Source organism: Rugamonas rivuli (assembly GCF_009380165.1).
Classification (GTDB): Bacteria; Pseudomonadota; Gammaproteobacteria; order Burkholderiales; family Burkholderiaceae_D; genus Rugamonas; species Rugamonas rivuli.
This window is the reverse complement of record NZ_WHUF01000005.1, coordinates 199248-211893: the sequence shown is the minus strand read 5'-3', so window position 1 is coordinate 211893 and position 12646 is coordinate 199248. Positions and strand designations below refer to the sequence as shown.

Annotated in this window: 12 protein-coding genes and 3 tRNA genes; 2 read left to right on the top strand and 13 right to left on the bottom strand. The window is 65.8% G+C overall.

Going from position 1 to position 12646, the window contains the following annotated elements; all coding sequences use genetic code 11:
- Nucleotide 1: 1 nt before the first annotated feature.
- Nucleotides 2-748: a LytR/AlgR family response regulator transcription factor gene (locus GEV01_RS19635; RefSeq protein ID WP_152807260.1), complete on the top strand. Its 747-nt coding sequence runs from the start codon at nucleotides 2-4 to the stop codon at nucleotides 746-748.
- Here the strand turns inward: GEV01_RS19635 and GEV01_RS19630 are convergent.
- The 9 genes from GEV01_RS19630 to GEV01_RS19590 form a co-directional block, all read right to left on the bottom strand.
- A complete protein-coding gene (locus GEV01_RS19630) occupies nucleotides 738-938 on the bottom strand; it encodes a hypothetical protein (protein ID WP_152807259.1) in 201 nt (66 codons plus the stop codon). The two genes, GEV01_RS19635 and GEV01_RS19630, sit on opposite strands and share 11 nt — an antisense overlap.
- A 160-nt stretch (nucleotides 939-1098) precedes the next feature.
- Nucleotides 1099-3453, bottom strand: coding sequence for an ATP-dependent DNA helicase (locus GEV01_RS19625; RefSeq protein ID WP_152807258.1), 2355 nt, complete (start codon nucleotides 3451-3453; stop codon nucleotides 1099-1101).
- A complete protein-coding gene (locus GEV01_RS19620) occupies nucleotides 3441-5081 on the bottom strand; it encodes a VRR-NUC domain-containing protein (protein ID WP_152807257.1) in 1641 nt (546 codons plus the stop codon). The genes GEV01_RS19625 and GEV01_RS19620 overlap by 13 nt, the downstream gene beginning before the upstream one ends.
- A gap of 82 nt (nucleotides 5082-5163) precedes the next feature.
- Nucleotides 5164-5907 carry a hypothetical protein gene (locus tag GEV01_RS19615; protein WP_152807256.1) on the bottom strand — a complete coding sequence of 248 codons (744 nt, stop codon included), beginning with the start codon at nucleotides 5905-5907 and terminating at the stop codon, nucleotides 5164-5166.
- 324 nt (nucleotides 5908-6231) lie between these two features.
- Nucleotides 6232-6795, bottom strand: a complete 564-nt coding sequence (locus GEV01_RS19610; RefSeq protein ID WP_008447466.1) for a phasin family protein — start codon at nucleotides 6793-6795, stop codon at nucleotides 6232-6234.
- 65 nt (nucleotides 6796-6860) lie between these two features.
- Nucleotides 6861-7070, bottom strand: a complete 210-nt coding sequence (locus tag GEV01_RS19605) for a hypothetical protein (RefSeq protein WP_152807255.1) — start codon at nucleotides 7068-7070, stop codon at nucleotides 6861-6863.
- Nucleotides 7071-7073: 3 nt separating this feature from the next.
- Complete coding sequence (locus GEV01_RS19600) at nucleotides 7074-8231, bottom strand: GGDEF domain-containing protein (RefSeq protein ID WP_328595561.1); 1158 nt, start codon at nucleotides 8229-8231, stop codon at nucleotides 7074-7076.
- A 99-nt stretch (nucleotides 8232-8330) separates the two neighbouring features.
- Complete coding sequence (locus GEV01_RS19595; RefSeq protein WP_152807254.1) at nucleotides 8331-10520, bottom strand: ATP-binding protein; 2190 nt, start codon at nucleotides 10518-10520, stop codon at nucleotides 8331-8333.
- 69 nt (nucleotides 10521-10589) lie between these two features.
- Nucleotides 10590-11009, bottom strand: a complete 420-nt coding sequence (locus GEV01_RS19590) for a winged helix-turn-helix transcriptional regulator (RefSeq protein ID WP_152807253.1) — start codon at nucleotides 11007-11009, stop codon at nucleotides 10590-10592.
- A gap of 126 nt (nucleotides 11010-11135) precedes the next feature.
- On the opposite strand from GEV01_RS19590, the gene GEV01_RS19585 reads away from it, so the two are divergent.
- Complete coding sequence (locus GEV01_RS19585) at nucleotides 11136-11984, top strand: SDR family oxidoreductase (RefSeq protein ID WP_152807252.1); 849 nt, start codon at nucleotides 11136-11138, stop codon at nucleotides 11982-11984.
- A gap of 56 nt (nucleotides 11985-12040) precedes the next feature.
- On the opposite strand, the gene GEV01_RS19580 is transcribed toward GEV01_RS19585, so the two are convergent.
- The 4 genes from GEV01_RS19580 to GEV01_RS19570 form a co-directional block, all read right to left on the bottom strand.
- A tRNA-Leu gene (locus tag GEV01_RS19580) sits at nucleotides 12041-12125 on the bottom strand.
- A gap of 183 nt (nucleotides 12126-12308) precedes the next feature.
- Nucleotides 12309-12393 (bottom strand) — tRNA-Leu (locus tag GEV01_RS19575).
- Between the two features lie 4 nt (nucleotides 12394-12397).
- Nucleotides 12398-12565 (bottom strand): hypothetical protein, encoded by a 168-nt coding sequence (locus tag GEV01_RS30795; protein ID WP_175023147.1) that lies wholly within the window; start codon nucleotides 12563-12565, stop codon nucleotides 12398-12400.
- Nucleotides 12556-12640 (bottom strand) — tRNA-Leu (locus GEV01_RS19570). The genes GEV01_RS30795 and GEV01_RS19570 overlap by 10 nt, the downstream gene beginning before the upstream one ends.
- Nucleotides 12641-12646 lie beyond the last annotated feature (6 nt).

Genomic DNA, 12646 nt, shown 5'->3' with positions numbered 1-12646 from the left:
AATGCGTATCATTATCGTGGACGATGAGATGCTGGCGCGCGGCGTGGTGCGCGAATACCTGGCCGAGCATCCGGACGTGGAAGTGGTGGCCGAATGCGCCAACGGTTTCGAGGCGGTCAAGGCCATCACCGAACTGGCGCCGGACCTGGTGTTCCTGGACATACAGATGCCCAAGCTGGACGGCTTCGAAGTGGCCGAACTGGCGGGTGCCAAGACCCGCTACATCTTCGCCACCGCCTTCGACCAGTACGCGATCAAGGCCTTCGAATTCCACGCGCTCGACTACCTGCTCAAGCCTTTCAGCCAGCAGCGCTTCGACCAGGCGCTGGCGCATGCGCGCGCCAACATGGGCAAGGGCGACGGCGATGCCGGCGGCACTGCGGTGCAGAACATGGTGCGCGAGGCGGCCGGCCGCAACAAGCCGCTGGGCCGCGTGCTGATACGCGACGGCGCCAAGGTCCATGTGATCAACAGCGACAAGATCGAGGTCATCGAAGCGCAGGACGATTACGTGCAGATCCGCTCGGAGGGCAAGTCCTACCTGAAGAACCAGCGCATGGCGGAGCTGGAGGAGCAACTCGACGCCGGGCAGTTCCTGCGCATCCACCGCTCGTGGATCGTCAACATCGCCTGCGTCGACCGCATCGAGCAGGCCACCAGGGACAGCTACGTCGCCATCCTCAAGGACGGCGCCAAGGTGCCGGTCAGCCGCAGCGGCTACCAGAAGATACGCGCCGTCATTCAGTAGCCCTCTGCTGCTCGGCTTGCAGGTCGGACGCGCGCCGCTGGGCGGCGCCGGACAGCACGCGCAGGATGGTGGCGTTGGAAACGTTGTAAGCGCTCAGATAGGCCCATGCGAGGGTCGCGCCCATGGTGGCGTCGATGACGACGGCCTGCTGTATCGCCCTGGAAAGCAGCGTGTTTTCCCTGTGTCTCATGTGTAGCATTCCTGAAAACTGAAGGCTCACGGAGTCGGGGTGAGTCGGCCAACACCAGTGGGGCTGCGCAGATGCGGGGCGCGGTAGTCCGGTCAAGCCAATATATCAGACCTGTCGCCGGCAGTTGATTGCATATCGCTATCGTTCCTCCGGCGGCGATTCACTGCGCCGGAGAGCGTGCCGTTGCGGCCACCTCGATGCGCCACCAGGCCGGCATCAGCTGTTGTATTTCCGGGCGGCCGAAGCGGTCGTCGATCAGGTAGACGGTGCCGCGGTCCGATTGCGTGCGGATCACCCGGCCGGCCGCCTGCACCACTTTCTGCATGCCGGGGAAGGTGTAGGTGTAGTCGTAGCCGGCGCCGAAGATGGCGTCCATGCGCTGGCGGATTTGCTCGTTGACGGGATTGATCTGCGGCAGGCCCAGCGTGGCGACGAAGGCGCCGATCAGGCGCGCGCCCGGCAGGTCCACGCCTTCGCCGAAGGAACCGCCAAGCACGGCGAAGCCTATGCCCTCGCTGTCGAGCGTGTAGCGGGCCAGGAACTGCGCGCGTTCCGCCTCGTCCATGCGGCGCGACTGGCGCCACACGGGCACGTCCGGGTAGCGCTCGGCGAACTGATTGGCGGCCTTTTCCATGTAGTCGAAGCTGCTGAAGAAGGCCAGGTAGTTGCCCGGCTGGCGGCGGTACTGCTCGCCCATCAGCTCGGCGATCGGCCGCAGCGATTGCTGGCGGTGCTGGTAGCGCGTGGAAATGTGCGCGGCCACCTGCACCGACAATTGCTCCGCCACGAAGGGCGATTCGACATCGACCCAGGCCGTGGTGTCCGGCATGCCGAGCATGTCGCCGAAGTAGTTCCACGGGCTGAGCGTGGCCGAGAACAGCGCCGTGCTGTGGCTGCTTTCGAAGCGCGGCTTGAGGAAGGGCGCGGGCACGATGTTGCGGATGCAGAGCACGGAGTTGGAGTGGCTGGCGCGCGCGCCTTCGGATTTCTCGATGTCGAACAGCGCGTGGTCGCCGAAGCTCTCGGCCAGCCGCGTGAACAGCAGCGCGTTGAAATAGAACGCCTGCAGATCAGGATCGACATACGACGGGTGCTCGGCCATGTAGTCGGCGATGGCGGTGGCCGCCGTCTGCAGCGCGCCCATGAATTTTTCCGGCAGCGCGGCATACGACTGGTACTCGCCGGACTGGTCTTTCTCCAGCTGGTTCCACTGGCGGTGCACGCGGTCCAGCGGCTTCTTCAACGGTTCCGGCGCCAGCTTGCGCAGCAGGCGCAGCGCGGCGTGTTCCATGTCGGCCGAATACATCTTGCGGGCGCGCGAGACCATGTTGTGCGCCTCGTCCACCAGCACGTTGACCTTCCAGTCGTTCAGCAGCGTCAGGCTGTGCAGCATGGCGCTGAGGTCGAAGTAGTAGTTGTAGTCGCCGATGACGATGTCGCACCAGCGCGCCATTTCGCTGCTCAGGTAGTAGGGGCAGACTTCGTGCGCCAGCGCGATGGCGCGCAGCGTTTCGCGGTCCAGCGCGAGGAAGGCGCCGCCCGGCGCGGGCGGGGCCATGATGTCGAGCGCGGCCTGGCGGGCGGCGGGCAGGCGGTCGTAGAAGCCGCGCGCCAGCGGACAGGAATCGCCGTGGCAAGCCTTGTCCGGGTTGACGCAGGCGGTGCTCTTGGACGCCATCTCCAGCGTGCGCAAGGGCAGCAGCGGGGCGCCGGCGCGGATCACGTCGACCGCGTCCAGCGCCATCTGCCGGCCCGAGGTTTTCGCGGCCAGGAAGAACAGCTTGTCCACGCCGTGCTCGGCGCTGGCCTTGAGCATGGGGAACAGGCTGCCGACGGTCTTGCCGATGCCGGTGGGCGCTTGCGCCAGCAGGCACACGCCGCGATTGCTGGCCTTGTACATCGCTTCGGCCAGCTGGCGCTGGCCGGGACGGAAGTCGGCATGCGGGAAGCGCATCGCCTTCAGCTGCGCGTCGCGTTCGGTGCGGTGCGCCAGTTCCTGCCGGGCCCATTGCAGGAACAGCTCGCATTGCAGTTCGAAATAGGCTTGCAGGCCGGCGGCCGTGTGCTCTTCCTGCAGTACGGTTTCCTTCTGGCTGCCGATGTCGAAGTAGACCAGCGCCAGGTTGATGCGCTCCAGCCCCTCGCTGTGGCACAGCAGGTGGCCGTAGACCTTGAGCTGCGCCCAGTGCAGCTGGCGCTGGTTGTCCGGCATCTTCTTCAGGTCGCCGCGATAGGTTTTGATTTCTTCGAGGCGGCGCGCGCGCGGGGCGTAGCCGTCGGCGCGGCCGCGCACATGCAGCGGGCCGTAGTCGCCGGACAGCGCGAGCTCGGCCTGGTAATCGTCGTCGCGGCGCGCGGTCACGGTGGCGTGGCCGGCGATGCCTTCCTGCGCCGTCGGCGAGGGCGTGAAGCGCAGGTCGAGGTCGCCCGTCTTGGCGGTGAACTCGCACAGCGCGCGCACGGCGATGGTGTAGCGGGGCGGGGCCGCCTGCTCGCTCGCGCTCATGCCGCCCATTGCAGATAGCAGACCGAGACCGGCATGTCGTGCGCGGCGCAGTAGGCGATCCAGCGCAGCTGGTTGTCCTGCAGGCGGTCGCCGGGGCCTTTCACTTCGATCATGTTGTAGCGGCGCTCGGCCGGCCAGAACTGGATCAGGTCGGGGAAGCCGCTGCGGTTGGCCTTGATGTCGGCCAGGATGCGTTCGAAGGCGCGCTTCAGGTGCAGCGCCGGGATGCAGTCCAGCGCCAGGTCGAGCAGCGTGGCGTCCAGCGTTTCCCAGTAGACGAAGGGCGACTGGATGCCGGCCTTGGCGGCGTAGTTGGCGTGTATTGTGGCGTGATACTGGCCGTTGTCGAGCTGGGCCAGCGCGGCGTCGAACTGCTGGGCGCGGCGGCGCTGGAAATCGGCGCTGTGCAGGTCGGCCGGGCCGCGATGGTAAGGGTGGAAGAAAGCGCCCGGGATGGGGCTGAACACGGCGTCCCAGCACAGCAGGCCGAACAGCGAATTGATCAGCGCGTTCTCGACGTAGTAGACGGGGGCGTCGTCGCGCGTCAGGTGGTCGCGCACGACGAACTCGACGTAGTCGGGCTGCTCCGGCGGCGGCAGGCTGAGGTCGATGCGCAGCGCTTGCGCGGGCGTGTTTGCCTGCGGCTTGGCGTGGCCGAGCTTGCGCGCCAGGCGCGGTTGCATGCGCAGCAGCTGCTGGCGCTCGGCCTCGCTTTCCGGCGCTTGCAGCGCGGCTTGCAGCAGCTCGAAGGCGGCGCGCGGCTGCTCGTCTTTTTCCAGCACGCGCACGGCGCGGGCGCGGGCGCCGGGGTAGTTGCAGCCGGCGTACAGCGCGTGCGCGGCTTGCCAGTCGGACTGCTTTTCGAGGTGCTGGGCGATCTGGAAGGTCAGCTTGTCGCGCCGGCTGCGCAGCCATTCGTTGTCCTCGGGGCAGGGCGGCAGGTCGCGGATCACCTCGTCCGCCGGCTCGCCTTCGATGAAGCGTTCGTGGCAGCGGTGCAGGGCGAGGAAGTCGTCGATGTCGCGGCGGCTGCGGAAGCCGCGCGCGGCCGGCGAGAAATCGACTTTCTCGTACTGGTAGATGCCGAGGTCGGACAGCACGAACTCGGTCCAGTCCTGGTGGTAGTTGCCGAAGAAGATGAGGCGCAGGCGGTCGCACAGTTCCTGCGTCAGGTTGCGGTAGCAGTGGTCGCCTGCGTCTTCGTACCAGATGGAGAAGCGGTGCTGGCTGTCGTACTGGGCGCGCAGCGCTTCGAGCTGGTCGGCCTTGCGCAGCTGGCGCTGGTGCGCGGGCAGCTGGAAGATCTTGCCGATTTCCGGCTTTTGCAGCAGGTCGAACAGTTGTTCCAGGTCGAGCTCGGGGTCTTCCTCGATCAGGCCGAGGGCGGCCAGCGGGCGGGCGGCTTCGTGGGTGCTGCCGATTTCGGCATACACCAGTTTGCTGGCGCGGAACACCGTGCCCTTGCGCATCACCATGCGCACGAACAGCGCGCGCGAGGCTTGCGGCAGCGCGGGGAAGGCAGTGATCAGGGCGCGTTCGTCGGCGGTCAGCAGGTCGTCATAGCGGTCGCCGATCCAGGTCAGTACCTGCTGGAAGTTCTCCAGGTAGTAAAAGGGATTTTCCAGGACTTTGATCATTGCCGGCGCGAGCTGTTACGATAACTGTGTTTATGTACAGTGTACCGTATTTGATGGCGTACGCCCAGCAAATACTGGTAGCTTAGCTTTCGGAGATGTGTTTGGCCGCACGGCGCTTGCGGCGGCGGGCACCTCGTCCAGAGCCGTTCTTGGGCTGTGTGCCGTTGCCGGGTTTTGCTGCTGGCGCGCTGGGTGGGCGGATGTTGGGTTGGCGCGGTCCCGATGGGCGTGCTGCGGGCTGCCGAGCAGCGCGGGCGCGTTCACCGACGGCCGCCGCTGGAGTGGCTTTGCGTGGCCTGGATGGCTGCGTGACTTGGTCTTTTGCCGGTTCGATTGTCGCAGGAGGGCGCTGGCTATTTTCCGGGGCCTCGCCCGCGAGCAAACGCGCTATGGCCGCTTTCCGCGCTGCCCGGCAGACATCGGCCAACAGCCATGCATCACTACCCGGAAGGCGCAGCCAGATGGCTTTCCATGCGTTGCGGTTGCCGCTGCCATACAGGTTCGCAAAACAGGAGGGTGATATGGCGTGCTTGCCGTACTTGATTTCCGCCCCTTCCACTGTGGCGAAATATTGCTGGTGGTCGAAGCTGGCGCGCAGCCTTGTTCCCTCGGGAAGAAACAACTCCTTCCATTGGTAGCCTGCTTCGGACAGCGCCACCGGCTGCTGCGGAGGAGGCGGGGGCGGGTTGATGTAGTTGCGGATGGCCTCACAGACGAAGGGCTCCAGGCCGAAAACATCCGACCAGAACAAGCCGGTGAATTCGCCCAACTCTAACAGCACATCGTCGGGCACGCGGATCGGGAATTGAAGGCTGTGAGTAGGCATGGGGGTTCCCCAAAATCGGGTTTTTACTAACCGCTGCTAACCACCGCTAAGGCGTACTACAGCGCGCTAAGGCTTACTAAAATTGCCGTACCGATCGCTAACCGATACTAAAATTTTGGAGCCTATATTCGTTAGAACCGATTAGCAGCAGTTAGTTCCAGATTAGTGCGGACTCGGACGAAATATCGATGGTTATCATGAGGTAGTAGTGGTTAGCGCGTTTTAGTAAAACCCCAAAAAACGGCAACCACCCCACGTGTCCCTTGATTGAGGCAATAAAAAAGCCAGGCGCGCAGGCCTGGCTGGTGTGGGGGATTGACGGGCTTATTTCTTCGCGGCTTTGGCTGGCTTGACGGTGTTCTGATCGACCAGCGCGCTGGCTTTGGCGATCTGCGCTTCGACCGCTTCCACCGCCTGCTTGGTGGCCTTGGTCACTTGCTCGTAGCCGCTGAAGGCGTTGTCGATCGCGGTCTTGACGATCTCCACGGCATTCTCCGAACCGGGACGCACATTCTTCGTGACGTCGTAGATCAGCGCGCTCAGCGTGCTCTTGGCTTCGGTCATGTGGGCGTCGGCGGCGCGGGTGAATTCTTCACGGATCTCGGCGATGATGCCGCCCAGTTGCTGGTTGTACGCGGCGGCGCCGGCCATGCCGGGCTGTACCTTGGCGGCGGCCAGCGACATGGCGGCCTTGGGATCGGTGGTCTGGCTGATTTCCTTGCCGGCGGCGAGGCCGTCTTCCAGTTGGGTCTTGGCGGTGGCCATGTTCAGGGCGACGACTTGTTCGACGCCTTGTACGGCTTTGCTGGTCAGGGTGTTGAAGGTTTCGAGCTGAAATTCAAACAGTGCTTTGGTGGCGTTGGCAAATTGTTCGGGATTCGTAAACATACAGTCTCCTCAAGATGATGGGATGTAGCTCGTACTCCGGGGTTCCCCCTGTTGTTGTGGCCCCATTATTTAACAAGAACTAACTTTTCGCAACGGCTATCTTTATAGGGGCCGGAGTCCTTTTCCCAGCCCGGTCCCAGCGGCGTCTGCGAGCAGGCGATGCCGTTGTCGATCTTGCTGCGCCACTTGTACCACGGCGCCGGCCCGGCGTTCAGGCTGGCGCTGCAGAGCGCCAGCAGGGCGGCCACGGCGGCGTATCGTTGGAGTGTGTTCATGGTTCAAACCAGTTGTTGGGTGCAGACGCGGTTGCGGCCGCCATTCTTGGCAGCGTACAGCAAATCGTCGGCGGAGGCGATCATGTTGATATGGGCGGCGTGCGTGGAGCTGGCGAAGTCCACGCTGGCCACGCCGAAGCTGGCGGTGACGGCGATCTGCTGGCCTTCGTGCTCGACCGGCGTGGCGGCCAGCGCGTGCCGCAGGCGTTCGGCCAGCAGGGCGCCGCCGGCCAGGTCGGTCTCCGGCAGGATCAGCAGGAACTCTTCGCCGCCGTAGCGCACCACGCTGTCGACGCTGTCGCGGGTCATCGATTGCAGCAGCGCGGCGAAGCGTTGCAGCACGGCGTCGCCGCCGTTGTGGCCGTAGTTGTCGTTGACCGCCTTGAAGTGGTCGAGGTCGCTCATGATGACGGTCAGGCTCAGCCGGTAGCGCTGGGCGCGCGAGATTTCCGTCTCCAGCAACTGTTCGTGCAGGTGGCGGCGGTTGTAGCAGCCGGTCAGCGGGTCGCGCACGGACAGGTTCTTGAGCACTGTCTGCGCGCTGTATTCGTTGCGCAGCAGTAGCTGGTAGCGGCGCGCGGCCACATAGCCGAACAGATTGGTCAGCGCCAGCAGCGCGGCCATGGTGGCCAGTTCGACGCTGCGCAGATGGCCCAGCCGGTCGGCCAGCAGCAGGAAGCCCAGCGTGGCCGGCGCCGCGATGGCCGCCGCGTACAGCAGCCGGTTCGGAATGTAGATGTAGATGACGATGACGACGATGGACATCGAAATCGCATGCAGCGAAAACTCGCCCGGCCGCAGCGCCGCGATCAGCAGGAAGCCGGCTGCGCCCGCCACCTCGACCACGCTGGCCACCACCCGCGTGACGGCGATGGATGCGGGCCGGCGCCGCAGCAGCACCAGGCTGCCCAGGGCGGAGGCGGCCACCAGCAGGCGCGCGCCGGCCAGCACCGCCGTGTGCAGGCTGTAGCCCAGCCAGATCACGTCGGTGACGGCAAAACTCAGGTAGAACAGCGAACAGAAGACGAACGTCACCCGCAGCTGCGCCTGCGTCGTGGCCAGGTGGTGGCGCAAAAAGGCTTGCTCGGCCGCAGGGTCGCTGAATTCGCAACGCAGGCTGGCCATGTCCGACTGCGCGGGATGGGCGGGTTTTGGACGCACGGGACTAGTCTCTTTCGGCTAGGGGCCGGCTGATTGCCGGTCTGATACAACCTATTATACGGCTGCAATATTTGCGCGCAGGAAAATAGTTGAGCCCGCCTACAGCGGCGCCACGCGGGGCAGGCGCATGGTGAAGCTGCTGCCCAGTCCCGGCGTGCTGACGGCCTCGATGCGCCCGCCCAGCACGCCGGTGACGATGTTGTGCGTGATATACAAACCCAGGCCGGAGCCGCCGGCGCCGAGCCGCGTGGTGAAGAAGGGATCGTAGATGCGGGCCAGGTTGGCGGCCGGGATGCCGACGCCGTCGTCGGCCACCGTGACGACGATCTCGCCGTTGCCGGCGTCCTGGGCCCGTATCATGATGCTGCCGCCGTCGCGGCCGTCGAAACCGTGCACGATGCAGTTGTCGATCAGGTTGTCCAGCGCCTGCGCCAGCGGGCCGGGATAGCTGTCGAGTTCTATCCAGTGCTCGATCTCCTCGACCAGTTCCAGCCCGCGCTGCTGGACGGCGGCCTGGGTGGCCTGCAGCTGCTGCGCCACCAGGTCTCCCAGCACGAAGCGGCTGCGCGGCGAGCTGGCGCTGTCGACCGCGATGCGGCGGAAGCTGGCCACCAGCGCGGCGGCGCGGTTCAGGTTGCGCAGCACCACCTGGTCGGCGTCGGCCGCCTGTTGCAGATAGCTTTCCAACACCGAGCGCCGCAGTCCGCCCTCCATGTCGCGCTTGAGCCCGGCGGTGCGCTCGGCCATGCTGCCGGCCATGGTCAGGCAGTTGCCGATCGGCGTGTTCAATTCGTGGGCCACGCCGGCCACCAGCGCGCCCAGCGCCGCCAGCTTGTCGCGCCGCACCAGCTCCTCCTGCGTCTGGCCGAGGTTGTCCAGCACCGTGGTCAGTTCCTCGTTGGCGTGCTCGGCCTCCTCCTTGGCGTGCTGCAGCTCGGCGGTGCGGGCGTGCACCAGCTCCTCCAGGTGTTCGCGATGGCGCACCAGCTCGGCCTCGCGGCGGGTGCTGGCGATGGCGATGCCGGCCAGGTGGGTGGCGGCCTTGATCAGGCGGCGGTCGTCCTCGGTCGGGCTGCGCGGCTCGCGGTAGTACATGGCGAAGCTGCCCAGCACCGTGCCCTGGTCGAGCAGGATGGGCATGGCCCAGCAGGCGCGCAGCCCGTAGCGCAGCGCGATGTCGCGGTAGGGCGCCCACAGCGGATCGTTGAGGATGTCGCTGACCACCACGGTTTCGCGGCGGTGGATGGCGGTGCCGCAGGAGCCGCCCACCGGCCCGGCCGACATGCCGTGGATGGTCGCCAGGTACTCGGCCGGCAGGCTGGGGCCGGCCGCCGACAGCAGCGTGACGCCGTCCGGCGCCACCAGCATCACCGTGCACAGCACCGGCGGCGCCTGCGATTCGATCAGCAGGGTCAGGCGCTCCAGCGTCTCGTTCAGCGGAGCGCCGCGGGCGATCATTTCCAGCACCTGGTTCTTGCCGTCGCGCAGTTGCTCGGCCAGCTTGCGGCTGCTGACGTCGACGATGCGCACGTGCATCAGCCGGTGCTCGGGCGTGGTCAGCGGCACCATGCGCAGCTCGCACGCCACCTGGCGGCCGGAGCTGTGCAGCACCGCCAGCTCGAACACCTGGACATCGCCCGCCATCACCTGCTCGATGTAGGCGGCGAACACCGCGGCCGACGGCCGCCCGTCCGGCTGCAGCGGCGGGCACAGCGCGGGCAGGTCGGTCTGTATCAGCTCGGTCTCGGTCATGCCGAACAGGGTGCGGGTGCGGCGGTTGACGTCCAGCACGCGGTTGCTGCCGCGCTGCATCAGCAGGATGGCGTCCGGCGAGCCGGACAGCATGTGGTGGTAATTGACTTCCAGCGTCGCCATGGTCGGCAGGTCGGACACCGGCGCCGGCGCGATCCGCTTCAGTTGCAGCAGGATTTTTTCCGCGACGTCTTCGCTGGGGAAGGACAGCGGCAGGTAGGCGCAGGCGCCGGCCTCGAAGGCGCGCTCGTGCTCGTCGGCGGTGGGGGCACCGGACAGCAGGAACACCGGCCGCGCGCCGCCGGCGTGGATGCGCTGGCACAGCTCCAGCCGGGCGCTGCCGGCCAGCGTCACGTCCAGCAGCGCCATGACGACACGGCCGCCGGCCACCAGCGCCAGGGCTTCGTCGCCGCGCCGCACCTGCTCGACCTGCAGGCCGTGGGGCGCCAGCATGATCCTCAGCGTGGCGAGATCGTAGGTCGTGTTGGTAGCGAGCAGGACGATGCCTGGCTGATCGGATGGTGACGGCTGCATCATGGCTGGTGGTCCGCTCCGCAGTAGGCGATGGGAGCCAGTGTCACAGGATGGACGGGCCGGGTCAAGCCTTTATGCAGCTTGCCGTGCGGCAGCTTCCTGGGCCTGGCGGATCAGCGGGAAATTGTCTTCGATCCAGTCGACCAGCACCTCCAGCCGCTCGGCCGCCTGGCGGCCCAGCGGCGTCAGGCTGTACTCCACGTGCGGCGGCACCACCTGTTGCGCCACGCGCAGCACCAGGCCGTCGCCGGCCAGCGCGTCCAGCGTCTGCGCCAGCATTTTTTCGCTGACGCCGCCGATCTCGCGGCGCAGCTGGCTGAAGCGGTGGGTGCCGTCCAGCAGCACCACCAGCACCAGCACGCCCCAGCGGCTGGTGATGTGGCCCAGCACGATGCGCGACGGGCATTCGGCGGCCAGCACATGGGGGGCGGGATGGCCCTGGTTTTCGATCAGCACCTTGCGCAGGGAACGGCTGGATTTGGCTTGGTTCATGGGGGCTTCCTCGGGTTGTTTGGGTACTTACCAAATTGTACGTACTTACAATTAGTAAGTATAGCTCTTATTATAGCCTCGACCGCGCGGAAACCTCCCCGTGGCAGCTTACTCAAAGGAAGACTAATGATTATCGTGACTGGTGCAACCGGCCAACTGGGCCGCCTGGTGATCGCCCGCCTGCTGAAAACCGTTCCCGCCGCACAGATCGTCGCCGCCGTGCGCGACGTCGCCAAGGCCGCCGACCTGGCCGCGCAAGGCGTGCAGGTGCGCCGCGCCGACTATGCCGATCCCGCCTCGCTGGACGCCGCCTTCCAGGGCGCCAGCAAGGTGCTGCTGATTTCGTCGAACGAACTGGGCCAGCGCGGCGCGCAGCACCGCAACGTGGTCGACGCCGCCGTGCGCGCCAAGGCCGGCCTGCTGGCCTACACCAGCGTGCTGCATGCCGATACCTCGCCGCTGGCGCTGGCGGCCGAGCATCGCGACACCGAGGCGGCTGTGCGCGCCTCCGGCCTGCCGTACACCTTGCTGCGCAACGGCTGGTATGTGGAAAACTACACGGGCAGCCTGGGCGGGGCGCTGGCGCACGGCGCGCTGGCCGGCGGCGCAGGGGAGGGGCGGATCGCGGCGGCGGCCCGTGCCGATTACGCGGATGCGGCGGCGGCGGTGCTGACCAGCGCCGGGCCGGTCGAGCAGGTGTATGAGCTGGCGGGCGACCGCGCGTTCACGCTGGGCGAGCTGGCGGCGGAAGTGTCGCGCCAGTCGGGCAAGGCGCTTCCGTTCCACAACCTGCCGCAGCAGGAGTACCGCGACATGCTGGTGGAGATCGGCTTGCCGGTGCCGCTGGCCGAGCTGATCGCCGATTCGGATGCGCACGCAGCCAGGGGCGCGCTGGATGACAACAGCGGCACGCTGGGCAAGCTGATCGGCCGTCCGACCATCTCGCTGGCGGACGCCGTCAAAGCGGCGCTGTAATGAAAAAAGCCCCCATCTGCTTTTCAGCTCGATGGAGGCTTTTTTGCGGAATTCTATGGTGCCCACGGAGGGACTCGAACCCCCACACCTTGCGGCACATGGACCTGAACCATGCGCGTCTACCAATTCCGCCACGTGGGCACTGTTACTGCTTTTCTGCTGCGTGTTCTGCAACAGAGGCCCGAATCTTAAAGGACGCCCCGGGCGTCGTCAATAGAGATTTCGTGCTTTTATGAAATAATTTCTTCCGTGTGCGGGGCAGGCGCAATGAAAAAAGCCTCCATCTGCTTTTCAGCTCGATGGAGGCTTTTTTGCGGAATTTTTTGGTGCCCACGGAGGGACTCGAACCCCCACACCTTGCGGCACATGGACCTGAACCATGCGCGTCTACCAATTCCGCCACGTGGGCACTGTTACTGCTTTTCTGCTGCGTGTTCTGCAATAGAGGCAGCATCATGCCGCATGGCGGAGGCGCCGTCAAGGGCTGTCTGCAAAATGATGAAGGCGGCGCACAATGAAAAAAGCCCCCATCTGCTTTTCAGCTCGATGGAGGCTTTTTTGCGGAATTTTTTGGTGCCCACGGAGGGACTCGAACCCCCACACCTTGCGGCACATGGACCTGAACCATGCGCGTCTACCAATTCCGCCACGTGGGCACTGTA